22 protein-coding genes are annotated in these 24,602 nt (G+C 39.2%); 13 read left to right on the top strand and 9 right to left on the bottom strand.

Features of this window, described 5'->3' with window-relative positions; all coding sequences use genetic code 11:
• Positions 1–385 precede the first annotated feature (385 nt).
• A complete protein-coding gene (glmS, locus tag MOZ64_RS10310; RefSeq protein ID WP_320326471.1) occupies positions 386–2,194 on the top strand; it encodes a glutamine--fructose-6-phosphate transaminase (isomerizing) in 1,809 nt (602 codons plus the stop codon).
• Positions 2,195–2,207: 13 nt separating this feature from the next.
• Here glmS and MOZ64_RS10315 read toward each other — a convergent pair whose 3' ends face one another.
• On the bottom strand, positions 2,208–2,747 hold the full coding sequence (locus MOZ64_RS10315) for a DUF5662 family protein (RefSeq protein WP_320326472.1): 540 nt from the start codon (positions 2,745–2,747) through the stop codon (positions 2,208–2,210).
• Between the two features lie 116 nt (positions 2,748–2,863).
• On the opposite strand from MOZ64_RS10315, the gene rpmE reads away from it, so the two are divergent.
• From rpmE to MOZ64_RS10350, 7 genes are all read left to right on the top strand, one after another.
• The gene (gene rpmE / locus MOZ64_RS10320) at positions 2,864–3,073 is read left to right on the top strand and encodes a 50S ribosomal protein L31 (protein ID WP_128520443.1); all 210 of its coding nucleotides are present in this window, start codon (positions 2,864–2,866) and stop codon (positions 3,071–3,073) included.
• 74 nt (positions 3,074–3,147) lie between these two features.
• Positions 3,148–4,314, top strand: a complete 1,167-nt coding sequence (locus MOZ64_RS10325; protein ID WP_320326473.1) for a helicase-related protein — start codon at positions 3,148–3,150, stop codon at positions 4,312–4,314.
• The gene (locus MOZ64_RS10330) at positions 4,221–4,895 is read left to right on the top strand and encodes a hypothetical protein (RefSeq protein ID WP_320326474.1); all 675 of its coding nucleotides are present in this window, start codon (positions 4,221–4,223) and stop codon (positions 4,893–4,895) included. Before MOZ64_RS10325 ends, MOZ64_RS10330 begins: the two co-directional genes overlap by 94 nt.
• Positions 4,896–4,922: 27 nt before the next feature.
• Positions 4,923–6,182, top strand: a complete 1,260-nt coding sequence (locus MOZ64_RS10335) for a hypothetical protein (RefSeq protein ID WP_320326475.1) — start codon at positions 4,923–4,925, stop codon at positions 6,180–6,182.
• 91 nt (positions 6,183–6,273) lie between these two features.
• A complete protein-coding gene (locus MOZ64_RS10340) occupies positions 6,274–7,338 on the top strand; it encodes an NTP transferase domain-containing protein (RefSeq protein ID WP_320326476.1) in 1,065 nt (354 codons plus the stop codon).
• Between the two features lie 13 nt (positions 7,339–7,351).
• Positions 7,352–8,311 (top strand): ribose-phosphate diphosphokinase, encoded by a 960-nt coding sequence (locus MOZ64_RS10345; RefSeq protein WP_320326477.1) that lies wholly within the window; start codon positions 7,352–7,354, stop codon positions 8,309–8,311.
• Entirely contained in the window at positions 8,304–8,657 is a 354-nt protein-coding gene (locus MOZ64_RS10350) for a Spx/MgsR family RNA polymerase-binding regulatory protein (RefSeq protein ID WP_320326478.1), read from the top strand. Before MOZ64_RS10345 ends, MOZ64_RS10350 begins: the two co-directional genes overlap by 8 nt.
• Here the strand turns inward: MOZ64_RS10350 and MOZ64_RS10355 are convergent.
• The gene (locus MOZ64_RS10355; RefSeq protein ID WP_320326479.1) at positions 8,649–9,395 is read right to left on the bottom strand and encodes a TatD family hydrolase; all 747 of its coding nucleotides are present in this window, start codon (positions 9,393–9,395) and stop codon (positions 8,649–8,651) included. The genes MOZ64_RS10350 and MOZ64_RS10355 overlap by 9 nt on opposite strands.
• Position 9,396: 1 nt before the next feature.
• The gene (locus MOZ64_RS10360; RefSeq protein WP_320326480.1) at positions 9,397–10,779 is read right to left on the bottom strand and encodes a glucosaminidase domain-containing protein; all 1,383 of its coding nucleotides are present in this window, start codon (positions 10,777–10,779) and stop codon (positions 9,397–9,399) included.
• An 82-nt stretch (positions 10,780–10,861) separates the two neighbouring features.
• On the opposite strand from MOZ64_RS10360, the gene prfA reads away from it, so the two are divergent.
• Genes prfA through MOZ64_RS10380 form a run of 4 tightly spaced genes read left to right on the top strand, consistent with a single transcriptional unit; the run spans position 10,862 to position 14,043 of the window.
• Positions 10,862–11,941, top strand: coding sequence for a peptide chain release factor 1 (gene prfA, locus MOZ64_RS10365; RefSeq protein WP_320326481.1), 1,080 nt, complete (start codon positions 10,862–10,864; stop codon positions 11,939–11,941).
• Complete coding sequence (gene prmC, locus MOZ64_RS10370; protein ID WP_320326482.1) at positions 11,938–12,783, top strand: peptide chain release factor N(5)-glutamine methyltransferase; 846 nt, start codon at positions 11,938–11,940, stop codon at positions 12,781–12,783. The genes prfA and prmC overlap by 4 nt, the downstream gene beginning before the upstream one ends.
• A 14-nt stretch (positions 12,784–12,797) precedes the next feature.
• The gene (locus MOZ64_RS10375; RefSeq protein WP_320326483.1) at positions 12,798–13,667 is read left to right on the top strand and encodes a methionyl aminopeptidase; all 870 of its coding nucleotides are present in this window, start codon (positions 12,798–12,800) and stop codon (positions 13,665–13,667) included.
• Between the two features lie 58 nt (positions 13,668–13,725).
• Entirely contained in the window at positions 13,726–14,043 is a 318-nt protein-coding gene (locus tag MOZ64_RS10380; RefSeq protein WP_320326484.1) for a hypothetical protein, read from the top strand.
• On the opposite strand, the gene MOZ64_RS10385 is transcribed toward MOZ64_RS10380, so the two are convergent.
• Complete coding sequence (locus tag MOZ64_RS10385; RefSeq protein ID WP_320326485.1) at positions 14,044–14,841, bottom strand: HAD-IIB family hydrolase; 798 nt, start codon at positions 14,839–14,841, stop codon at positions 14,044–14,046. It abuts the gene before it with no gap.
• Positions 14,842–14,879: 38 nt separating this feature from the next.
• On the opposite strand from MOZ64_RS10385, the gene MOZ64_RS10390 reads away from it, so the two are divergent.
• Positions 14,880–15,563 (top strand): cytidylate kinase-like family protein, encoded by a 684-nt coding sequence (locus MOZ64_RS10390; protein WP_320326486.1) that lies wholly within the window; start codon positions 14,880–14,882, stop codon positions 15,561–15,563.
• A 35-nt stretch (positions 15,564–15,598) separates the two neighbouring features.
• Here the strand turns inward: MOZ64_RS10390 and MOZ64_RS10395 are convergent, their stop codons facing one another.
• The 5 genes from MOZ64_RS10395 to deoD are packed head-to-tail and all read right to left on the bottom strand — an operon-like array spanning position 15,599 to position 24,564.
• A complete protein-coding gene (locus MOZ64_RS10395; protein ID WP_320326487.1) occupies positions 15,599–16,927 on the bottom strand; it encodes an NCS2 family permease in 1,329 nt (442 codons plus the stop codon).
• A gap of 55 nt (positions 16,928–16,982) precedes the next feature.
• Positions 16,983–20,015, bottom strand: coding sequence for a UvrD-helicase domain-containing protein (locus tag MOZ64_RS10400; RefSeq protein ID WP_320326488.1), 3,033 nt, complete (start codon positions 20,013–20,015; stop codon positions 16,983–16,985).
• 2 nt (positions 20,016–20,017) lie between these two features.
• A complete protein-coding gene (locus MOZ64_RS10405; RefSeq protein ID WP_320326489.1) occupies positions 20,018–22,468 on the bottom strand; it encodes a PD-(D/E)XK nuclease family protein in 2,451 nt (816 codons plus the stop codon).
• A gap of 28 nt (positions 22,469–22,496) precedes the next feature.
• Positions 22,497–23,867: an NAD(P)/FAD-dependent oxidoreductase gene (locus tag MOZ64_RS10410; protein WP_320326490.1), complete on the bottom strand. Its 1,371-nt coding sequence runs from the start codon at positions 23,865–23,867 to the stop codon at positions 22,497–22,499.
• Entirely contained in the window at positions 23,860–24,564 is a 705-nt protein-coding gene (gene deoD / locus MOZ64_RS10415; RefSeq protein WP_320326491.1) for a purine-nucleoside phosphorylase, read from the bottom strand. The genes MOZ64_RS10410 and deoD overlap by 8 nt, the downstream gene beginning before the upstream one ends.
• Between the last annotated feature and the right edge of the window lie 38 nt (positions 24,565–24,602).

The following is a 24,602-nucleotide window of genomic DNA, read 5'->3' on the forward strand; positions in this document are numbered from 1 at the left end:
CACGCCTCTTTTAGAGGCAGCATGTAACGGGGTTGCGACTGGCGAGGTTTCAATGGTCGAAGGACCTGCGCAACAACAGGCCCTTATAGGGCATTCAATACCACTAATTTTTATTAGTGGTTTTTATTATGTGAATATTTTGTGAAATTCATAAGAAGTATTTAATTTTTATGAAAAATCATTATAATGGAGAATATCGTGGAGAAAGAATAGTAGAGCGCCAGGACTAGAAATCTAGTTGACGAGGACCAGGCTTATCGAAAGATTCGGCGGATGGCCTGGAGGTTGATACGACCTAAAAACAAGGACAAAACCAAGCGGTGACGTTTGAACAAATTCCTTGGGTATCCTCCATGATCAACACATAATAAGGAGGATATTGTACATGTGTGGAATTACAGCTTTTACCGGTAAAGATGCAGCTTTACCTATTTTGTTGAGTGGTTTGGAAAAGTTAGAGTATCGTGGATATGATTCGGCTGGTATTACTTTAGTGGATGACCAGGGGCTATACACAAAAAAAGCCAAAGGAAGATTGAAAGATCTAGAAGGTATGTTGGATGTACCTTCTTTCCATCAGACAACAGGGATTGGCCATACCCGTTGGGCTACGCATGGGGTGCCATCGCAATTGAATTCACATCCGCATACCAATGCTGCCAATACCATTTCGATCGTTCATAATGGGATCATTGAAAATTATGAAGGAATCAAAGCGGATCTAAAAGCGAAAGGATATAAATTTCAATCCGAAACCGATAGTGAAGTGATCGTTCATTTATTGGATTACTACTATGATGGAAATATGTTAGAAGCCATGAAGAAAACGGTCAATCAATTGGATGGAAGCTTTGCGATTTGTATTTTAACAACGGATGAACCAGATACCGTTTATGTTGCCAAAACTGCCAGTCCAATGGTTTTAGGAAAATCGGAAAATGGTACATTTGCAGCTTCGGATATTCCTGCCATCTTGGAATATACAAAAGATGTCTTAATTTTGGAAGATGGTCAAATGGCCAAATTAACACCAAGCGATATTTCGGTATATTCATTTGAAGGCGAATCGGTGGATGCGAAATGGACGCATATTCCTTATGATATTGAAGCCGCACAAAAAGGTGGATACGATACGTTCATGTTGAAAGAAATTTATGAACAACCAGAAGCTATTCGTGAAACTTTACGTGGACGTGTTGAAAAAGAAAAAATTCATTTGGAAGACTTAGAAAAATTAGATCTTGAAAAGATCAATCGAGTATATTTTGTTGCGTGTGGTACAGCTTGGCATGCAGGTATCTATGCCAATTCGCTATTCCAAAAATGGATCGATGTGCCTTCGATTTGTGTCGCTGCCAGTGAATTTAGATACAGCGATCCACATATTGATGATAAGACATTGTGTGTATATATTTCCCAATCTGGTGAAACCGCAGATACTTTAGCGGCTTTGAAGATGTCCAAGGAAAAAGGGGCACAAACGATTTCCATCGTCAATGTATTGGGCTCGTCTATTTCACGGGCCAGTGATGTAACTTTATATACATGTGCGGGACCAGAAATTGCCGTCGCTTCCACAAAAGCGTTTACCACGCAATTGGCATTGGTTACTTTATTGATCTTAAAAATGGCGGAATTACGTCATACCACGGTAGATTGTAAAGCAGAATTGTTGGAAGGCTTAAAACGAATGCCAGAAGTGGTCAGTGAAATGTTGGATAAACATGAATTGATGAAACAATATGCGGCTTTCTTAAAAAATCAGGAAGATGCATACTTTATTGGTCGTCAATTGGATTATGTCAGTGTATTGGAAGGAGCATTAAAATTAAAAGAAGTCTCTTATGTCCATGCCGATGCTTACTTTGCCGGCGAATTGAAGCATGGTGCCATTGCCTTGATTGAAAAAGATACCGTTGTGATTGCGATGGCAACCCAACCAGAAGTAGCCGCTAAAACGATTTCTAATATCGAAGAGACCATGGCTCGTGGTGCCAATGTGATCTTGATCACAACGAAGGATCAGCCAGCACCAAAATTTAAATATGTCATTCGTATTCCGGATGTACATCCATTGTTGGCCGTCATTCCAGTCACGATCTTATTGCAGTTATTTGCCTATTATGCAGCGGTTGAAAAAGGCCGCGATGTCGATAAACCACGTAACCTTGCGAAATCGGTCACGGTAGAATAAAAAAAGAAGCGGATCAAATATCAAATTTGAATCCGCTTTTCTTATGCGCAACAATATAAGCAATGGTTGCATCCAATCCATGATCGGCAAGATAGGTCAATAAATGAATGATCAAACGATCTGTTTCTTCATGGATCAAGATGCGGTTTCGACCTTGGATATAGTAGTCTAGGGCACTACGATCCGTATAGGCATTACCTTGATAGATCATACTGGCGGCTACCCGATCACAAAACATCTCCACTACATAATTTTCTGGCATCTTACAAGCATAGAGACCATTTGCACCGACATCGATCCAATATTCCCAATGATGTTTATTGCGCCCCTTGTGATGCAACCAACCTAAAGAATACCCTTTTTCTTCTTTTTCAGCATCGATGGGCGAACGAAATCCTTGATAATAATGAAAGCCTGTTTTGAGTTCAATGTACGAATATTTGCTTAAATCATGTAGAATACCTTGTTTATAGAGATGACATCGAAAACAAAGTTGAGTGACCTTGATCTTATGTCGATTGATCGTTCTTAAATGACCGAATACTTTATTCATGGATTCAGTATACAACGAACAAGGAATTTGTGCTTGAATTTTTCATAGGGCATTGATATAATCAACGTGCCTTACTTTAAACACGCAGGAGGTTTAAGGCGGAAGGAGGAACGAACATGAAAAAAGGAATTCATCCAAATTACCATAAGGTTAAATGTGTATGTACATCTTGTGGTGCAGAATTTGAAACGGGATCAACGATCAAAGGAGACGTATTGCGAGTAGATACTTGCTCGAATTGTCATCCATTCTATACAGGTCGTCAACGTTTTGCGGCTGCCCAAGGACGTATCGAGAAATTTAATAAGAAATATGGTTTAAAATAGATAGTGGAACCCCCCCCTATCCCAAAAGGTCAATGAAAATTGACCTTTTTTTGTGCCTTTTCGTATTAGAGTATATGAAATGTTACCGATGTAAAAATACAGATCCAAAATATTTTGTACTCGATCATGGGGTGTACTATTGTCGAAAATGTATTGCCTTTTCGCGTTTAGAAGCAGATACGCCCCTTGCCCCTGTTACGTTACATACTTTTTTCTATACCGGTACGTATCATTTGAAATATGAACTGACACCGGCTCAAAAAAAAGCATCCTCGCAAGTATTGACTTATTTATGTGCTGGAAAAGATGTATTTCTTTATGCGGCAACAGGTGCAGGTAAAACCGAAATTACGTTTGAATCGATTCGTTATTATTTATCTTGTGGGAAAAAGGTAGGTTTTGCGATCAGTCGAAGGCAAGTTGTATTGGAAATTCGACAGCGTTTGGAAGAAGCTTTTGCCAATCTTCATGTGATTGCGGTTTGCCAAGGATATACAACCATTACCGATGGAGACATCATTGTTTGTACGATGCATCAACTCTATCGCTATTATCAAGCCTTTGATCTATTGATCATGGATGAAGTGGATGCTTTTCCTTATGTTGGCAATGCCGTTTTAGAAGCCATCGCAGATGGTGCGTGTAAAGGACAAAAGCTTTTATTGAGTGCAACCCCCGATGAAAAGAGCTTAAAACAAATCGCCATGCATAAAATGGAACAGATCACTTTGTTTGAGCGTCCGCATAAACATCCATTGATCATACCAAAGGTCATAGAAAGACCGATAGGGATCCAATGGATCCTTGTGGTGTATTATTGTTTCAAATGGCAACCAAAACAAATTTTATTATTTGTACCCACCAAACAAATTGCCTTTTTCTTTTATCTCTTTCTATCTCCTATCTTCTCTTGTTCCTATGTGTATTCGTCAAAAACGGATAAAGATGAAATCATGCAGGCTTTTCGGGAAGGAAAATTTCAAGTTTTGATTTGCACCACGCTATTAGAACGAGGGATTACTGTACCCCGTGTACAAGTTATTGTGTATCGTGCAGATCATATTGTCTTTACGAGTGCAAGTCTGATCCAAATCTTTGGACGAGTAGGCCGCAGTTTTCAAGATCCTACCGGAAAGGGACTTTGTTTATGTCGATCTTCAACCAAATCTATCAAAGAATGTATCAAACAACTATCCCAGATGAACCAGTTTGCCAAGTCTGTCAAAGACCCATCGAATTGAATCGGCAATTTATGGATATTCCATGTCTATGTCAAAGTTGTGCGCAAGCGATGCAGAAAGTAAAGAAAGTATATAAGATCGATGGCATCCATTGGTACGTATTGTATGTCTATACGGATTTTTTAGAGCGATTATGGTTTCAATTGAAAGAACAAAAAGATATTGTCTTAGCCTCCCTTTTTTTAGCGGATGAAGATGTGGATTTACGATCTTATTGTGTATGTGCGATGCCAAGCAGTGAACAAAAACGGCTGAATCGTGGTTTTGAACCCATTTTGGAAGTGTTTCGAAATACGGGCATAGATGTATATTCTCCCTTGTATAAAACGGCCAACATCAAACAATCCAATCAACCCAAAGCAAAACGACAAGAGATTCAAGATGTCCTACAATTAAAAAGTTGTTACTGGATGCCCAATAAACCGATTTTGTTGGTGGATGATGTTTGCACAACAGGAGCCACATTATCTAAAGCTTGCACTTTACTTTCGACTTCTAAAGTGTTTATAATATCGGCACATCCTTTATGGATGGCTTCACAACAACCAAACGAGGTGGCAAATGCACCTTGGATTTGGTAAAATACTTGGTAAAAAGGGGAGACAAGCATGACAAGACGTGATGAAATTTCCGATTTGTTGGATTCCATTGAAAATGATGATACGTTAGAGCGGAAAATGCATGCATTTAAAGCAAAGAAAGACAAGATTTCTCGTGTAGAACGTAGCCAACAAGAGGAAATCAATGAAAAACCAAAAAAGATGGAATCTACAGCAGATACAGTCGTCATACCGCCAGTACATGTCCAAAAAGGGGAAACGGACAGTCGTCATTTAGCGGAAACAAAAGTCATTCAACCGACATCTGCTGGTGGGAAAACAACTGTTTTTGATCCGGAAAAAATTGAACAAGTAAAACCAGAAACGAATGATACGGTCGTCATTGATGATCAAAAGATCCAAACGATCATGCGTCAACAAACGGCTCAAAATACGTCGGGTCTAAAATTAGAAAGAAAAGTCGTAACATCGAATAAAAAACCAAAAAAGGCAATCAATCATAAAAAACAAGATAAGAAGATCATTGGGATCATTGCGGCTTTGGTTGGTGTTTTGGTCATTGTTGGTTGTGTCAATTTAGCGACTACGGGTTCGATTTTTGGTTTACTTCAACAAACTTCAGAACAAACGCAAACGCATACGTCGGGATATCAAAGATTATTGAATTGGGTCAAAGGATATGGTGATCTAAGTAGTAGTGAAAAATTAGATATCACAACTTATGAAAATATCTATGATAAATTGACCAGTTCCGAAAAGAAAACGATTGATGGTATTTTGGAAAAAGCAACGGGAAAAGATTTTAATACTTTGTTGAAATCGGCGAAAGCAAAGAAAAAGAGTAGTTCGAAAAATAACAATGTGAAATCAGCGGAACAAAAAGCAAAATTGCGTTCTCAAATTTCACAGTTACAATCGCAATTGAGCCAAGCTCAATCGGATCTGGATGATGCGACATCAAAAATAAAAGATACGCAATCGGATATGAGTGATGTTCAAACGAAAATCAGTTCGTATCAAGCCAAGATCAAACAATATCAAACCGAAGTGACCAATCTGCAACAAGAAATTGCCAATGCCGGGGAAGGGGAAGATACCTCTTCTTTAGAAACACAATTAACGGAAGCACAAAAGAAACTCAGTGATGCACAGACTTCAAGTGAATATACCGATCTACAAACACAATATACAAGTCTACAAAATGATTTGGCAACGTATCAAAGTAATCAAGCAACGGCTCAAGCGACCGTGGATTCTTTAAATTCACAAATCAGTGCTTTGCAGCAACAATTAAATGCACTAGACTAAGTCTTTCTTAGAAAGGCTAGTCTTTTTTAATTTGCTTGAATGACGATTATTGTATAGAATGTATGATGTATGAAAGTTAGGTGGTAAGGATATGCGCAATGCCATTATATTGGCAGCTGGCAAAGGAACACGAATGAGATCATCCCAATCGAAGGTGATGCATTCCATTATCGATCGACCGATGCTAGCCTATATTATTGATGCATTACGTGCCGTTCAGGTAAAACGAATTGTGGTGGTGGTAGGCTATCAAGCACAAACGATTGAAGCGGCTTTCAACGATGTGGAATTTGCTTTACAAGAACCTCAATTAGGAACTGGACATGCCGTCATGCAATGTCAGCAATTAGCGAATGAAACAGGCGATACGATCATCATCAATGGAGATGGACCATGTATCCAACCGGAAACATTGGAAAAATTGTTCCAAGCCAATGAAACGGCTTCGGCTACTTTATGTACCGCAGTCTTAGAAGATGCAGGTGCTTATGGTCGAATTGTACGTGATCGATCCAATCATGTGATTGGTATCGTTGAAGCAAAGGATTGCGATTCGGAACAATTGAAGATCAAAGAAATCAATGCTGGGATTTATTGTTTTAAAAACCAAGATTTATTTGCTTCCTTAGATCAATTAAAGCCAAACAATGCACAACATGAATATTATTTGACCGATTTGATATCGATCTTATCCCATCAAGGAAAAACAGTGAATGGGTTGGTTATTGAAAATCGTGAAGAAGTGATGGGTATCAACGACTGCAAGGAATTGTATCGTGCCTATACGTGGATGACCAATCATATCAATTCATATTGGTTGGCTCAGGGTGTACAGATCATTGACCCAAAACGTACAATGATAGGTAAAGATGTAAAGATAGGTCACGATGTGATCATCTATCCAGATGTAGAAATTACGGGACAGACAACAATTGGAAATCATGTCCTTATTCGTTCCCATTCACGAATCGTTGATACAACGATCCAAGATGGTGTAACTGTCGATACCAGTATCATTACCTCTTCACAAATTGATCAAAATGCCAAAATTGGCCCTATGACAACGATCACCAATTGTCAAGTTGATCAGGATTGTCGATTACATAGTTTTGGACGATTTGAGAATGAACACATCACAAAGGGACAAGAAAAATAGGAAGGAAACATTCATGGAAAACACAGTTGTATTCGCATTATCATCAAGCAAACAATTAGCTTCAGAAATTTGTCAGGAATTAAACTTACCACTTGGAAATATTAGTATCAATCATTTTGCTGATAAAGAAATTTTAGTGACACCAAAAGAATCCATTCGTGGAAAACACGTTTATCTTGTTCAAAGTACCAATGATCCAGTCAATGATAACTTAATGGAATTATTGATTGCGATCGATGCTTGTAAACGTGCCAGTGCGAAAACGATCAATGCCATCATTCCATATTACGGATATGCACGACAAGATCGTAAAGCAGCACCTCGTCAACCAATCAGTGCCAAATTGGTTGCATCCTTATTGGAACGTGCCGGTGCAGATCGTGTGGTTACGATTGATCTCCATGCTACACAAATTCAAGGTTTCTTTGATATTCCAGCCGATGATATTGCTGCGAATCGATTGATTGGTGAATATTTTGAATCACGAAAAGATCTGAGTGATCTAGTTGTGGTATCACCGGATCATGGCGGTGCTGTACGTGCTCGTAAATTAGCTGAAGTTCTTCATGCGCCAATCGCAATTATTGATAAACGTCGTCCCAAACCAAATGTGGCTGTTGCCATGAATTTAATTGGTGATGTAAAAGGCAAGGTTGCGATCATCATTGATGATATGGTCGATACAGGTGGAACCATTGCTTCAGGTGTCCAAATGTTAAAAGATCACGGGGCAACCAAAGTCTTTGTGACTTGTTCCCATGCCATCTTATCTGGACCGGCTGTCGAACGTTTGCGTGCAACTGGACTGGAAGAGTTTGTATGTACCAATACCATTGATCAAACAGAACACCAAAAAGCATTCCCAGAAATGAAAGTTTTATCCGTTGCTCCATTATTAGCTCGCTTAGTCAGTGCGGTAGAAAATAACACGTCACTGTCCGATGCTTTGAATAAGCCTTTCATGCATGACTAAGATTACTTTTATTGGCTATCCAAAGTGTTCAACTTGTAAAAAAGCCTATCAGACCTTAGAAGAACTAGGCATCCACGCGCAATATCGCGACATCACAAAAGAAAATCCAACCGTTGATGAGATCAAGAGTTGGATCGATCGTGGAGTGAGCCTGAAACAACTATTCAATACAAGTGGCCAACTCTATCGTCAGTTGGATGTCAAAACGAAAAGAAAAACCTATAGTGATGATCAATTGATTGAATTATTGGCCAGTGATGGTATGTTGGTCAAACGTCCCATCGTGATCAGTGAAGATAGGATCATTGTTGGGAATAAACCTGATGCGTATGCCACTTTAAAATAAAGAATCAAAATTTTTTTGGATCTGTGAACAAACAATGTCTTCATCGAGTTGTTTCAATTCACCGATCTTTTTTTCTACATATTTGACATACATAGGTTCATTTTGGCGACCACGAAACGGTTCGGGACACATATATGGACAATCCGTTTCACTTAATAAACGATCCAAAGGACAAGCTATCGCTACTTTTTTCGCTTTCTTGGCATTCTTAAAGGTCACCGGCCCTCCTAAAGAAATAAAACTATTCATTTGCAAGCATTCCTTCATCGTTTCCACCGAACCAGAAAAACAATGAAAAATGATCTTTGTTTGGGCATAGGTGCGTAAAATGTCTAAACAATCTTTGGTAGCATCACGCATATGGATTGAAATCGGCAAGTGCGCATCATTTGCTATCTGAATCTGACGAATAAAGATTCGCTTTTGATCCTCAATAAAAGAGGTATCCCAATGATAATCCAGACCAATTTCACCAACACAATCGATTTGATGATTGGAAATAGCTTGTTCCAGTTTTTGAAAATGAAGCTCTGTGATGTCTTTCGCATCATCGCAAAACCATCCCCAAGCAATTTTAAATTTTTTATGTTGCGCCTTTATAGGCAAAGCACGTAAGAACTCTTCTTCTGAAGTACACATGATCATGGCTCTGGATACGTCTTTCATATTTTCCAATACTTCATCGATTCTTTCATATAAATCATCACAAGTAATATGGCAATGACTATCTGTATACATATTAATCTCCTTCTATATAGGCGCTATCGTTTTGATAGGTACCATTTATATTGATCGCCCCATTTTTAATGGGCACTTCCGAAGCAATTTGGGTCCATCCATGCGCTTGTTTTTTGATAATGACACTCATGATCGTTTTCTTGGAATAGGTATATAAAACATGTCCATTAGGCTTATCATATACGGAAATGTCTTGGGTACAGATCCAAGTGGATGGCTTGTTTTTGATGTTCGGTTCGAGTTGATAATAAATCGAAGCAGCTTTTTCTCCCCAATATGGATCGGACGCATATTGCACATTGATCCCCGTGCTCTTATCCCCAAACCAAGAACCATGATAACGAGAATCTTTTGGATTGGCATATCCCTTTTGGATAAAATCAACATCATGGACTTGAATACAATCGGCAATACTTGCATAGGTGGTTGCAGCATTGGGATTCGAATCATAGGCAGCATGACCAAACAAATTATTGGTTGATTTGGCAATGGCACTTTGACCATATGCACTTTCATTACAAGCCAGGGCAAAAACCATTGCTGCATTGATTCCATATTTCTTTTGTGCGGATAAAAATGTTTCACCTTGATCATACAACAAGGAGTGGGTCCGTTGTTTTTTTTCTAAAAAAGCATTAAAATCAGTAGCCGATAAAGAAGTCATCGATCGATGGGGCATAAATTGGTAAGGGTTGTAGTATGCTTTTGTATTGATGGCATGATCATGGCTTTCCAGCTGCATATCGTCGGACAATTCATCAAAAGAATCATAAAACCAATGTCCATCATAGGAATAATACATGGTATTTTCTTGGAGCCCATCAGGTTTTGGACCAATCGCATACGTAACCGATTGGGAATCGGTCACGCTTAAAGAAATGGTATGATGGAGTGAATTGCCTTGGATCGTATAATATGAGCCATGCACTTGATTGGAATAGGGATATAAGACCACATCTTTACGATCAAACCAAGCACGCACACCACTGATCATACATAAGATCTTTGAACCATCTGAATTGGCTCCTAAATAAAGGGCATCGGCACCATATTGTCCATTGATATATCCCTTTTCATCGGTACCATCGATCGTGTACGATGTATTTTCCGTGATGGCCTTGGTATGAAGATTGACCAATCCCTCTTTTAACGCAAGGATATTTCCTTGTTCATCCATGATGCACAAGTTTCTGTCATTACTCGTGGCCAAAGCATTTTTCGCTAACCAAAAATGATGATACGTATCTTGGATTTGAAGGTTGCCATTTTGATAAGAAACCAACTGATAGGTACCCGACTCGGTGAATTTGAAACCGAGAAAGATCCCTACCATTATCGCAAAACAAAGGACCAAAATGATTTGAGAACGTTGTATTTTTCGCATATACATATTTTATCAAAAATGAATAAGAGTGTCATTTATAGGGCAATCATGATATATTATTAGGGTTGAGAGGATGAATCATATGGCAAAAATGGAAGACCGTTTAGACGGTATGGTAAAGCGTTATAACGAAATCAATGAAATGATGATGGACAATAAAATTGTCTCTGATCGAAAGACAATGGCAAAGCTAGGCCGTGAACAACGTGAATTGACGCCTATTGTGGAAACATATCAAGAATATAAGAAAACCAAAGAAGATTTGGCTGAAGCCAAAGAATTAGCGAAAGAAGACGATAAAGAAATTCGCGAAATGGCACAAATGGAAGTAGAAGAATTAGAACCAAAAATCCAAGAGTACTTGGATCAATTGGAAAAATTATTAGTGCCAAAAGATCCGAATGATTCGCATAACTGTATCATCGAAATTCGTGGTGCTGCCGGTGGCGATGAAGGAAACATCTTTGCGGGTGACTTGTATCGTATGTATGTCAAATATTGTGAACAAAAAGGATGGCGTACCGAAGTCATTGAATCGGAACCCAGTGAAGCAGGTGGCTATAGTTTGATCTCTTTTAAAGTCAATGGGGATGGTGCCTATGGAACCTTAAAGTTTGAAAGTGGTAGTCATCGGGTTCAACGTGTCCCAAAGACCGAATCTCAAGGACGTATTCATACATCGACAGCCACGGTTTTATGTATGCCAGAAATTGAAGAAGAAGACTTCGAAATCGATATGAACGATCTCGAAATCGATACGATGCGATCGAGTGGGGCTGGTGGTCAGCACATCAATAAGACGGATTCAGCCGTTCGTATCCTTCATAAACCAACAGGTATCGTTGTGAAATGTCAAGATGGACGATCCCAACATGAAAACCGTGCTACCGCATTGATGACCATTCGTGCTCGTGTATACGAAGCGCATCAACGCGAACTCGAAGAAAAGAACGATAAGGTTCGTATGTCAAAAATTGGTACGGGAGATCGAGCAGAAAAAATTCGTACTTATAACTATCCACAAAATCGAGTGACCGATCATCGCATTGGTTATACCGTCAATCAATTGGATCGTATCATGGATGGTCGTTTAGAAGATTTGATGCAAGCTTTAGCAGCAGCTGATCAACAAGCAAAAATAGCAGGAGAAAAAGGCGAATGACATTTCATTCTTTGATCCATGAAGGAAAAGAACGCTTATATAAAGCGGGGCAAGGGGAGCAAGCCGCCATGCTTTATATGCTCGAGTTGTGTCAAAATGCACATATTGACTTATATAGTCAGATGGATGAAGAAATTCCTGAAGAGATCCAAACCGATTATTTGGAAGGTATTCATTTGATGGAACAAGGCGAACCATTAAGCTATGTCCTTGGCTATGAATGTTTTTATGGCTATAACTTTAAAGTCAATGAAGATGTATTGATTCCACGACCTGAAACGGAAGAATTGGTCGCTCTTGTGCTCCAACTCTTTGATACGCATTTTGGCGATCAAGAGCAGGTCCAAGTATTCGATGTCGCAACCGGATCGGGTGCGATTGGCATCACATTAAACTTAGAAGAACCCAAGATGAATGTGATCGCATCGGATATTTCCAAAAAGGCATTGGTTGTCGCAAAAGAGAATAACGATACCTTAGGGGCACATGTGAACTTTATTTGTGGCAATATGTTAGATCCCTTTATTGAACGAAATCTATCCTGTGATATCTTGGTTTGTAATCCACCATATATTCCCAATGAAGAAAAAATGGAAAAAAGTGTTATCAACTATGAACCACACGTTGCCTTATTTGGTGGGGAAGATGGCTTAAAATTTTATCGCGATGTATTTGATAAAGCCCATCAAGTATTAAAGGAACATGCTTTTTTAGCTTTTGAGATGGGATGGAATCAAGGCCCAGCCTTATCGGCCTTGGCAAGAGAATATTTTCCGGATGCAAAAATCACGATTCATAAAGATATGAGCCAAAAAGATCGTATGTTTACAATTGAAAGATAGAAAGAAGCGATGATATGAAAATGAATAAAAATGCACCTTGTTGGTGTGGATCTCATAAAAAATATAAGAACTGTCATGAAAAATGGGACGATACCATCAATGTATTACGTCTACAAGGACAAATTGTCCCCGAACATCTATTGATCAAAAATGCCGAAGACATCCATTGGATCAAAAAAGCTGCTGTGATCAACAATGGCATTTTGGATGAATTAGAACAACGCATTCAACCAGGTATCACAACATTAGAAATCGATCAATTTGTGTATGATTATACGACGCAGCATGGAGGCATTCCTGCGGATCTTGGCTATGAAGGTTTCCCCAATAGCGTTTGTACCTCGGTGAATAATGAAATTTGTCATGGTATCCCAAGTGATAAAGTCGTTTTAAAAGAAGGGGATATCGTGAATGTGGATTGTACGACCATTTTCCATGATCATTATGCCGATGCTTCCCGTATGTATATGGTCGGTAAGGTTTCAGATGAAGCCAAACGCTTGGTGGAAGTCACCAAAGAATGTTTAGAAGTTGGAAAGGCCGCCGTTCGACCTTGGGGACATGTTGGTGATATTGGCGCGGCCATTCAAGAACACGCCCATAAAAATGGCTATACCGTTGTACGCGAATTCTGCGGACATGGCGTGGGAAATGGCTTTCATGAAGATCCATATATTACTCATTTTGGCATCAAAAATACCGGTATGGTCTTAGCACCAGGTATGGTTTTTACGATTGAGCCAATGATCAACCAAGGAAAAGCCACCTTGTTTGTAGATAAGAAAAATGGCTGGACGGCTTATACAAGCGATGGCAAATTAAGTGCACAATGGGAAAACACCTTGTTGGTCACCGATCATGGAATTGAAGTCTTAGCTTGGTAAAAACTTGAAATTTCTTAAATGTTTGACTAAGATATAACATAAGAAAGGAATGTGAAGTATGGCAACAAAGAAGACAAAGTGGACGCAAGAGCAATATGCCCAACGACTACAAGAAATGAAACAAGAAGCACACGATAAAATGTGGCTATATATTGAAATTAATGCCAAAGAGTTCAACGATGAAAGTGAACCAAAGGTAAAAAATTTGACACCTTGCTGCAAAGCGATGTTAGATGCCATGTTAGAAGGCGATAGTTTCATTGTTGAACCAAAGATACGTACAAAAATTGCGGGTACATTGACCGTTCGCTATTATGTGGATAATCTGGATCCATCACGCAGAAAATATGCGGATGTACAAGCAGAACAAGCATAATTATATCAAATCAAAATATTTAAATGCATGATACAGACCATGTTTACGAATATCTTTTGTGACATAGTCTGCTTTTTTTTGGATTTCTGGTTTGGCATTGCCCATCGCAATGGCTATATCTGCTGCTTCAAACATGGTTAGATCATTTTCACTATCACCAAACGCAATCGTTCGATAGGCATTTCCGTAATAGTTTTTGACATCCTGGATAGCCGTTCCTTTATTGTGATGAATATTGGTGATCTCGCCCGTATCGAGACCAAACATCGTTAATTCACAATTGGGGGTGAGCGCTTGTTGAATGATGGATACACTTACTGCATGAGGGTTGCATAGATACAATTTTGTGAATTGAGCATAATCTTCTTCACGAACTTGGTCGATGCTTGGCATGGCTAAAAAACGTTGGATGGCTTGTGCTTGTGGATGAACTTGGATCCGTTGTAAAAAAATCGCCTTATTGATGGCATCCAAATAGGTTTTTTCCGAACCTTCCAAAGATACACCCACATGATGATTCAATAAAAATTGTGTCATCGACTTCGCATCTTTTGGTTGTAAGGGATCAAAGATCAAGGTTTTGTCGCCAATATAGATTTCACTGCCGGCCGAGAAACAATAGCCATCTAATTTTAATGGCAATAATGGTACAATAGCTTCGCCTTTGGTACGACCGGTATTCACAAAAATCTTATGGCCATTGTGTTTGGCTTGAAAAATAGCACTCGATGCAGAAAGGGGAATTTGTTCATTGAGCCATAAAGTGGCATCTAAATCTAAAAATATGATGTTTTTCATGGTTGAATTATATCATACATGAATTATAAAATAAGAATATGAATGATAAACATGTAATGATCACCATTTCTCGACAATTTGGAACCAATGGTCGAGAAATCGGACGCGTATTAGCTGAATATCTAGATATTGGATACTATAATAAAGAATTGATGGCACAAATTGCGAACGATATGAAGATCGATCCTTCCTTTTTTGAAGAGAACAATTTGAATGATGCAGGATTCTTTCGTCTATCCAAACGTACATTTACATTATCGACCATGGCAGAAATTTCGGTCAATTCGGAATTGTATGAAAAATCTTGTGAATTGATCCAAGGCATTGCACAAAGAGAATCAGCCGTTATTGTTGGTCGATGTGCGGATTATATTTTAAGAGACCATCCCAATGTGATTCGTGTCTTCTGTTACAGTGATCGGGATACCCGAATCAAAGTGGCCATGAATGCCTATGGCGTTCCTTTTAAGAAAGTGGATAAATTTGTGGATCTGCAAGATCAAAAGCGATCTGGATTTTATGAATTTTATACCAATCAAAAATGGGGACAACCGGCCAATTATGATTTGATGATCAATACCTCAACGGTATCTTTAGAAGAAGCCGTAAAGTTGTTGGCCCATTGGTATGACTATAAAATGGGTGTGGAATCCATCAAGGGAGCTTTTATGGATCAATATTTAAATGAGAAAAAAGTAGATTTATCGGAAGAAAGTGCATAAAAAAAGCGGCTTGGAAATTTTCCAAGCCGTTTCTTTTACATAAAGTTTGGTGTGGCAAAATAGATGACAAAGATTACTAATAATACCCAAACGGTTGGATGAACTTCTTTGGCCTTACCACATGCAACCATAGCCACGGTATAAGAAATGAATCCCATCGCAATACCGTTGGAAATCGAATACGATAAGATCATAAACAGAATCGTGATAAATCCAGCACAAGTAAAGATGATGTTATCCCAATCGATACCACCTAATTGACTTGCCATCAAGATACCAACGACAACCAAAGCGGGTGCAGTGACCGCATTGGTGACAGCACTTAAGATAATGGGGGAAATAAAGATAGATAATAAGAATAGTACTCCTGTGGTACAAGCTGTAAGTCCCGTACGACCACCAACACCAACACCAGAAGTCGATTCCACAAAACTTGTGATCGTCGAAGTACCAAAAACGGCACCTAAACAAGTACCAAATGCATCGGTAAACAAAGCTTTTTCGGCATCAATCAATTCACCATCTGGAGTCACTAGACCTACTTCGTTTCCGACGGAAATCAAGGTTCCAGCAGTATCAAAGAAATCCACAAATAAGAAGGAGAAGATGATCACAAAAGCCGATAATGGATTTTTGAATAATTCTCCAAAACCACTAAAACAAGCCCCGAATGTACTCATTTCAAAAGTTGTAGTAAAAGCATGATCCGGTAAAGATGGCATCCCTTTAATACCCATGGCACCTAAGATGATGCCAATAATAGCGGTAATGACCATACCCACAAAAACACCGGCTGGTACTTTTTTGGCAACAAGCGCAATAGTGATGATGATACCAAATAAAGCTAATAGGACGGTTGGTTCACTAAAGTTGCCTAAAGCTACATAAGTTGATTGATTGGCTACGATGATACCAGCATTTTTTAAACCAACAAAGGCCACAAAGAAACCAATACCAGCACCAATCGCAAATTTTAACTGCATGGGAATGGCATCAATGATCTTTTTACGAATTCCTGTAACCGAAATCACAAGGAAGATCACACCAGAAATCAAGACAGCTGCTAAAGCCGCTTGCCATGAATATCCCATAGCACCACAAATCGTATACGCAAATAAGGCATTGACACCCATACCAGCCGATAACGCAACAGGATAGTTTGCCAATAAACCCATGATCAAGGTTGTGATACCAGAAGCAAGAGCCGTTGCTAAGAAGACCGCATTGATATCCATGCCTGCATCATGCAAGATAGCCGGATTGACCCCAAGAATATATGCCATTGCCAAGAAAGTCGTTAGACCAGCAAGAATCTCAGTTTTGACATTCGTATTCTTTTCACTCAATTTGAAAAGTTTTTCCATAAATTTCTCTCCTTTATACCGGTATATTGTATTATAAAGGGAATCTTTACGCAAATTAGATTGGAAGCATTCTCCCTAAATGAAACGAATAAATATACGTTTGGATGGGTTTAGAAGGATCAAGGATCGTCATCGCTTTTTTATAGGTTTCCAATTGTTTGTGGTATTTTTCAATCAATTCGTCAGCCGTAGCCGTATCGGTCTTATAATCCACAATGATCAATTGATCTTCTTCCCATACGACCAAGTCCATGAAACCATTGATGATTTGGTTGTTATCTTTGACGATATAGCTGCATTCAAACTCATGTTTTTTTTGCATCCATTGTTGATAGAGCTTGTTCGCATTGATCGTTTGTAGTTGTTGGATATCCGTAGGCGATAAAGTATATCCATACTTTTTGGCAACTTGAACCATATCCTTAGTTTGATAAGGAAATGGACACTGCATGATTTCATGAAATAACGTACCACGTAGGGTATTTTGTTTCGGAACCAATTCCAGGGGTTGCCAAGCCAATACGCGTTTGGCTTGTGAAGCCGTACGACTTTGAATAGGCGTAGAAGACTTCGTATATGTTTTCCATGTTCTTGGTCGGGAGACAGGATCTTTTTTTTCTGGACGGACCCATAAATTGCACTTGGTAAAGACAATTGGTGAATGGACATCTTCAAAATAGGTATGGAATAGCCATCCTGTATAACTCTGATCTTGAAGCAGGACACTACTTGTGAGCGGTCCCGAAAAGGAGGTTGTCTCTTTGATGTGATCGACAAAAATCAATTCTTGTTGGGCACGGGTGGTCGCAACATAGAAAACACGCATTTCTTCTTGAAGAGATTCTTGTTTTTGTTTCGTTTTTATGGCCAGATAGGATCTTGTCACTTTTTTGGTCTGGCCATCTTGACCAAAACATGCCACACCCAAATCGGCATCCATCAAAAAAGCAGGACTGATTGAATGATTCGAACCATGTTTGGACAAAATATAAACGACCGGAAATTGAAGTCCTTTGGATGCATGCATGGTCTTGATCTGGACGACATCATCTTGTTTGGAAAACGCACTAGCTGGTCCTACACGATCGTTTTTTTGATCTTTTTGGATGGATTCGATAAAGGTCGAAAGCGTTTCAAATTCACAAGACTTTTCTAATAATGCATCTAAATTGGTCTTTTCTAACGAGGTTGTATGTTTCATATAGAAATCATGAAATTGATAAATAGCTTGTAGCCATTCCGTTGGGGTATCATGCGATTGTGTATATAATGACAACCAATCCTGCATAAAGGCCTGATCTTTGATATGTAGAAAGATACTTTCATTTCTACCTTTATCATGGCAACTTGTTGCCAATTGTTCACAAGTCACACAGCCAATGGGACTCAATAAAGAAGCCGTAAAGGAAATATCGTCCATCGGATCATAGATAGCGGATAAGGTCGCAAGCACAATTTGAATGGCAGCCACCTGATAGAAACCCGATTTTAAATTGGTATAAACCGGAATATCATAGGTTTCCAACACATTTTTGATTTCTTCTTGTGGATCATTATCACGTGTAAGGATACAAATATCGCGATAAGGACGTCCTTTTTCGTGCTGTTTTAAAATATCGTGGGCCAAGATATCCAATCGATTTTGTGTATAAGCCTGTCGATTTTCACTATCTTCTTCGTTTGTGGTATATAGAAAACGAATCGGATATTGGGTGTTTTCCCCTTGATAAGATGCGCCAGGATGCGCAATATCTGCCTGTTCAAATTGATTGCCTAGTAACGGCCCATTCATGATCTTTTCATAAAAATCATTATTGAAAGCAATGATATTGGCATTGGAACGAAAATTCTGATCCATAATGATCAAGGTATCCTCTTTTGCTTTCATATGACTCTTCATAATTTCTGGACGAGCTTGACGGAATCCATAAATGGATTGTTTGACATCCCCTACGCGGAAGACATTATTTCCACGTTCGATCAAATGAATGATGCTTTCTTGCAGATCATTGGTATCTTGAAATTCATCCACTAAGATCATGTCATATTGTTTACAGACTTCTTCTTGGATCAAGGGATTTTCTAATAGCTGATGCGCAAACGTTTCCATATCTGAAAAGTCAATGATCTCCAATTGCTTTTTGATCTTGGCATATTCTTGTTGCGTAGCCTGTGCCAGATCACAAAACTCTAAAACAACAGCTTGGGTATCGAGATCATACGAATCAAATAAATATTGTGCAATGGCTTTTTCATGAAAAACCAGTGCTTTTTTATAGCGATCAAATTCATCTTTTGAAGTATGGGTCATTTTCTTTGAATAACGAAAATACCCATATTTCGCAAAATAAGCTAAAAAATGAGAACGCATGGATTCATAATCCATAGGCAATAAAGCGGCCAACGCTTCTTTCTTTTCTATTAAGCGATCATCACAATCTAAAGCAGAATCACATATTTCGATCATCGCCTGGATATGTTGATGAAAATAGGTCATGAACCACGATTCAATCTGTGGTTTCATGCGATTTTCTTTGATATCCGTAAACCATTGGATCGGATCTGGCTTGGCCCAAGCCATCGATATGGCTGTGTCCAATGCTTTTTGAAGATCGTTATCTTTGATATGCATGACCCAAATATAGTCATTCAAATGCGGCATGGACAGTGTTTCTTTGGCCTGTTGGAACGCTTGATCGAAGGCATGTTTTTTTTGGGCATCACTCGCAATCGAATTGGCCATTTTTAACGAAATGGGAATTTGATAATAATAATTTTGAACGAGGGATAAACAAAAACTATCGATCGTACAAATTTGGGCGGTTTCTAATAAAGCCAATTGATCACGAATATAAGCCGTCTGTTCTTGTTTTAATAATTCCTGACGAAGACGTTCTTTCATTTCACTGGCTGCATCATTGGTAAAAGTCATGGCCAAGATATGATTGATAGAAATATGATCTTTTGTGACCAATTGACACAAACGCTCAACCAACACACTGGTTTTTCCACTTCCTGCACTGGCTGAAACGAGAATATTGGATCCACGCAATTGGATGGCTTGTTGTTGCGCTTTCGTAAATGGCATACTTACTCCTCCTTGATGCGATCGGGTTTTTCCACGATCTGTGAAGATGTCCGACAAATCGAACGATACGGACAATAGGTGCAAGCTTCTTTGGAGGCCTCTGGCGCAATGGTTCCTGAACGAATATCTTGCACGATCGAGGTGATGATTTCTTCCCACATGGTCTTGATGTCCACAAAAGAAGGAATTTTGGTTTTACATTGAAACCAATGGGAATCATCATATAAAGTTAGATCTTGTTGATCAAAGACCCAACCTTGGATCCTTCCTTTTTTGAAATATTCCTCTTGGGCCGATGACAAAGAAGAAAGATCATAATTGTCTTTTTTTCGTTGATAATTAAGCTTGACACCTACTTGCGTTTCCATGGGCGATGTGAGTGAAACATAAAAGATACCAATGGGTACTTGATGCGTTTCTGCTTCTCTTTCGATCGCATAGGTTGGCAATTGTAAAGAAAGACCTTTCGTAAAGTTTTTCATGGTGATTTCTTTTTGAGCGGTTTTATAGTCAAAGATCACAAAGGCGCCTTTGGTTCCATCGACGCGATCAATAAAGCCATGGATCGCATAGGTATCGGTATCCAAATAAAATTCATGTTCGATTTCTTGTGGCTCCATATGCCATTGTTCTTCAAAAGGTCGTAATCGTTGTAGTAAATTGTGAAGTTGCCACTTGACTTCATTTTTTTGGTTTTGGATCCAATGTTGTTTGGCAGGGAAATGTTTTGTGATCCATTCGAATTGATCGTCCACAAGAGCATCTAGATCTTGATGAATGTAGTCTTTTCCATAGGTACGAATGGCTTCTTCTAATATTTTATGAAGCAAAGAACCACGAACCCGGATATCTGTCCAATCTTTGGCCTCTTTTACATACAAACCATATTGTAAAAAGTAACGAAAAGGACAATTCACAAAAGTCTCAAAACTCGATACCGAACCACGTACTTTCCCATTTTTGACAAATAAAGTTTCCGCCATTGTTTTCGATAACGTGTGGACGGGTCTTTCAAAATGACTGGGTTCCAACACATCGATAAACGTGGCCGTTCCTAACCAGTCATTGATTTCGACACTGGGCTCATACGCCTTCGATTGATAGTCTGTTTGAGGATAGGAAATATACAAGATGTCCGGTTGATCCAATCCTTTTCGTATCCTTTCTTTTTGGGTATCCAATCGATACGCTAGACTTGGCCAATTGGTTTTTGATACATAATCTTCATTAAAAATGCCACTTTCTTGACGCAAAGCTGGAAATGTCTTACTGTGCACATTTAGGAAGAATGTGATTTTTCGTAACGGACTGATATCTTGTCGAGGTCCAATCCAAACACCTTCTAAAGAAGTGGACTTTTGATCATTTCCTACATTTTGAATGGCATGATACAAAATATCCAGATCATCGATGGTGTGGATCTTGTCATAAGAGGCAAGGATCAATTCTTGGATGGCATTGAAAATATTGATGTTTTCTTGCGTAGGTGCATGCAACGATTGAATCAAGGTAGCCATTTTTTCGAAGTCATGTATCGAAAAATGGAGGTCATGGTCTTGTTCAAATTGTTGGGCTTTGGCTTTTACATGTTGATAATGGGCATAGGTATACGGATCGACAAATTCATTGGCTTCATAAAGATCCTCTCCTTGGTATCCCAATGCATACCAATCCAATACGTCTTTTTCTTTCGGAAAACAAACTTGGATCAAATGACACAAGGTATTCCTATCTTGGTGTTTGGCATGATCCAGACAAGCCAGCCATTGAGCTGGAATCAAAGAAGGATTGGACACTTTGGATAACGTATAAGGAAGCCGATACGTTTCTAACATTTGGATCAGAACGGCTTGATCTTTTGCGTCGTTTACCGCAATATATACATCATTGGCATCATACTTTTGATGAATGATTTCTTCGCAGATCCATTGTGCTTGTTTCCGATTGGTTGCCATGGTCACATAATGGGTTTCTGGTTGATCTTGTGATTCGATCCATTGTGCGCCATGATCCAATAGCACATCGATCCAATAGAAATCCGGATATTCTCTACGAAGAATGTACACATTGTGCAATTGTGGGATTTCAATGGTGGGAAAATGGATATCTTGACAGCGTTGAATGATTTCAAAAAGAGCTTTTTCTTTGGATGTTTCACAAGGAAAGGTATCCACTCCATACCAATGTGCTTGTTGGAGGAATTGAAACACTTGTTTTAAAAATTCAGGATCCTTTCGACTCGCATAAAAAGGATTGCTCGAGTCTAGTTCTTGAAGGTGTTCTTTGATTTGATAGATATATTCAATATCGGTTGGTTGCGGCTCACGCAAAAAGGATCGTACAAAGGTTTGTAGACTTAAGACTTGTAGGCCGATGTGATTTCCAATTTGTGCATACAAAGCCAAATGCATGGAGGCAGGGGCGATGATGGTTCCTTTTTCAGGGAAGTGCATGAAACATTCTCCTTTCAAAAAACAGGAGTTAGGACTCCTGTTCTAAAATATCATGGGCGACATAAACACCGGAAGCCGATGCATGGGATAAAGAATGTGTGACACCACTGCAATCGCCAATCACATACAATCCTTTATGACAGGTTTCCAAATGTTTATCTACCGTTACTTGCATATTATAGAATTTAACTTCAACACCATATAATAAAGTATCATCACTTGCTGTTGATGGACAGACTTTATCTAAGGCATAGATCATTTCAATGATATCATCCAATTGGCGTTTCGGAATGACCAATGAAAGATCGCCAGGCGTTGCTTTGAGGGTCGGACGAACAAAACCAGCTTGGATGCGATCAGGGGTACTTCTCTGACCACGAATCAGATCACCAAATCGTTGCACGATGACTCCACCACCCAGCATATTGGAAAGTTTCGCAATGTTTTCACCATATTGATTGCTTTGATGAAACGGTTGCGTAAAATGATTGGATACCAATAACGCGAAATTGGTATTTTCCGTAAATCGCTTGGGATCGGTGTAACTATGTCCGTTGACCGTGACAATGCCATTGGTGTTTTCATTGACCACCACACCATGGGGATTCATACAGAACGTACGTACCCGATCTTGGTAGGTTTTTGAACGATAGACAATCTTCGATTCATATAAATTATCCGTCAATTCACTGAAGGTATCGGCATTGAGTTCTACGCGAACGCCAATATCCACGCGATTGCTTCTAGTTTCGATGTCCAAATGGGAACAAATGGATTCCATCCACTTACTACCTGACCGACCGGTTGAAATGATACATCGAGATCCTTCATAGATGCCTTTGGATGTTTCAATTTGATAGCCCGATTCGAGATGATCCACTCGTGTGACATGTTCATAAAAATGAAATTCGACTTTGTCCTTCAATTGTTTGTATAAATTTTCTAAAACGATATAGTTGATATCCGTACCCAGATGTCGAACTTTAGCTTTTAAAAGATGCAAGTTATTTTGAAGACATTTTTTGGCAAGAACGGTATCAAAGTTATCATACAGCTTGGTTTTATCACCGCCATAAGTACAATTGATTTGATCGACATAGTCCATCAATTCAATGGCTTTTTCTTTTCCAATGTATTCGTATAAATTGCCACCAAATTCATTGGTGATATTGTATTTGCCATCACTAAAGGCGCCAGCCCCGCCAAATCCTGACATGATGGAACAAACCGGACAGTGCACACACGATTTGATCTTGTCGCCATCGATGGGACATTTTCTCTGGTTTAAAGGACCTCCGGTTTCAAAGAGTGCAATTTTCCAATGGGGACGATATTTGATCAATTCATAGGCAGAAAAGATACCACCTGGTCCTGCACCAATGATACATACATCATACATATAGACTTCCTCCTAAAGCAATTTGTGCCATGGTATCGAATGCCGTTTCGCGTTGTTGGGCCGTTGTTTCTTGATGGGTAACCAAAGAATCCGATACAGTACATAGACAAGCTGCTTTTTTACCGGTTACTTTCGCATTGTGAAAGAGGGCAAAACTTTCCATTTCTACCACTGCACATTGGTTTGCCAATGCACCAGAATCGATACCGGCCTCATAATAAAAAACATCACTGGAATGGAAACGACAAGGATGTAACCATTGATTTTGTTCGTTTGCGGCCTTTTTGAGGGCTTGGTTTATTTCTAGGGTTGGATATTGAATGCGATTCGCATCGTGGGATTGTTGTTGGGCATAGGTCGATCGTGACCAAGCAGAATCAGCCAGGATGACATCAAATAGATCCAATGAAGGAATCAAAGCGCCACAAGAACCAATCCGAATGATCGTATCAACATCATATTGCGTATAGAGTTCATAGGAATAAATGCCAATGCTAGGCATACCCATGCCAGACCCCATGATGGAAAGGGTTTGTCCTTGATAAAGACCGGTATATCCCAGCATATTTCGCACCGTATTGAAACAATGGATATCTGTTAAATAATGCGTTGCGATATATTTGGCCCGCAATGGATCACCGGGCATAAGCACAATTTTCGCAATTTCATCTTTCTTCGCTTGATTATGAGGTGTCATGAAATCACCGCCTTAACTTTAGAATACCATAAAACAAT

Source organism: Absicoccus intestinalis (genome assembly GCF_033971885.1).
GTDB lineage: Bacteria > Bacillota_I > Bacilli_A > Erysipelotrichales > Erysipelotrichaceae > Absicoccus > Absicoccus intestinalis.

What these genes read in the sequence shown, in the direction of transcription:
- glmS (WP_320326471.1), top strand. Translation starts at nt 386, where the DNA reads ATGTGTGGAATTACAGCTTTTACCGGTAAAGATGCAGCTTTACCTATT.
- MOZ64_RS10315 (WP_320326472.1), bottom strand. Translation starts at nt 2,747, where the DNA reads ATGAATAAAGTATTCGGTCATTTAAGAACGATCAATCGACATAAGATC.
- rpmE (WP_128520443.1), top strand. Translation starts at nt 2,864, where the DNA reads ATGAAAAAAGGAATTCATCCAAATTACCATAAGGTTAAATGTGTATGT.
- MOZ64_RS10325 (WP_320326473.1), top strand. Translation starts at nt 3,148, where the DNA reads ATGAAATGTTACCGATGTAAAAATACAGATCCAAAATATTTTGTACTC.
- MOZ64_RS10330 (WP_320326474.1), top strand. Translation starts at nt 4,221, where the DNA reads ATGTCGATCTTCAACCAAATCTATCAAAGAATGTATCAAACAACTATC.
- MOZ64_RS10335 (WP_320326475.1), top strand. Translation starts at nt 4,923, where the DNA reads ATGACAAGACGTGATGAAATTTCCGATTTGTTGGATTCCATTGAAAAT.
- MOZ64_RS10340 (WP_320326476.1), top strand. Translation starts at nt 6,274, where the DNA reads ATGCGCAATGCCATTATATTGGCAGCTGGCAAAGGAACACGAATGAGA.
- MOZ64_RS10345 (WP_320326477.1), top strand. Translation starts at nt 7,352, where the DNA reads ATGGAAAACACAGTTGTATTCGCATTATCATCAAGCAAACAATTAGCT.
- MOZ64_RS10350 (WP_320326478.1), top strand. Translation starts at nt 8,304, where the DNA reads ATGACTAAGATTACTTTTATTGGCTATCCAAAGTGTTCAACTTGTAAA.
- MOZ64_RS10355 (WP_320326479.1), bottom strand. Translation starts at nt 9,395, where the DNA reads ATGTATACAGATAGTCATTGCCATATTACTTGTGATGATTTATATGAA.
- MOZ64_RS10360 (WP_320326480.1), bottom strand. Translation starts at nt 10,779, where the DNA reads ATGCGAAAAATACAACGTTCTCAAATCATTTTGGTCCTTTGTTTTGCG.
- prfA (WP_320326481.1), top strand. Translation starts at nt 10,862, where the DNA reads ATGGCAAAAATGGAAGACCGTTTAGACGGTATGGTAAAGCGTTATAAC.
- prmC (WP_320326482.1), top strand. Translation starts at nt 11,938, where the DNA reads ATGACATTTCATTCTTTGATCCATGAAGGAAAAGAACGCTTATATAAA.
- MOZ64_RS10375 (WP_320326483.1), top strand. Translation starts at nt 12,798, where the DNA reads ATGAAAATGAATAAAAATGCACCTTGTTGGTGTGGATCTCATAAAAAA.
- MOZ64_RS10380 (WP_320326484.1), top strand. Translation starts at nt 13,726, where the DNA reads ATGGCAACAAAGAAGACAAAGTGGACGCAAGAGCAATATGCCCAACGA.
- MOZ64_RS10385 (WP_320326485.1), bottom strand. Translation starts at nt 14,841, where the DNA reads ATGAAAAACATCATATTTTTAGATTTAGATGCCACTTTATGGCTCAAT.
- MOZ64_RS10390 (WP_320326486.1), top strand. Translation starts at nt 14,880, where the DNA reads ATGAATGATAAACATGTAATGATCACCATTTCTCGACAATTTGGAACC.
- MOZ64_RS10395 (WP_320326487.1), bottom strand. Translation starts at nt 16,927, where the DNA reads ATGGAAAAACTTTTCAAATTGAGTGAAAAGAATACGAATGTCAAAACT.
- MOZ64_RS10400 (WP_320326488.1), bottom strand. Translation starts at nt 20,015, where the DNA reads ATGCCATTTACGAAAGCGCAACAACAAGCCATCCAATTGCGTGGATCC.
- MOZ64_RS10405 (WP_320326489.1), bottom strand. Translation starts at nt 22,468, where the DNA reads ATGCACTTCCCTGAAAAAGGAACCATCATCGCCCCTGCCTCCATGCAT.
- MOZ64_RS10410 (WP_320326490.1), bottom strand. Translation starts at nt 23,867, where the DNA reads ATGTATGATGTATGTATCATTGGTGCAGGACCAGGTGGTATCTTTTCT.
- deoD (WP_320326491.1), bottom strand. Translation starts at nt 24,564, where the DNA reads ATGACACCTCATAATCAAGCGAAGAAAGATGAAATTGCGAAAATTGTG.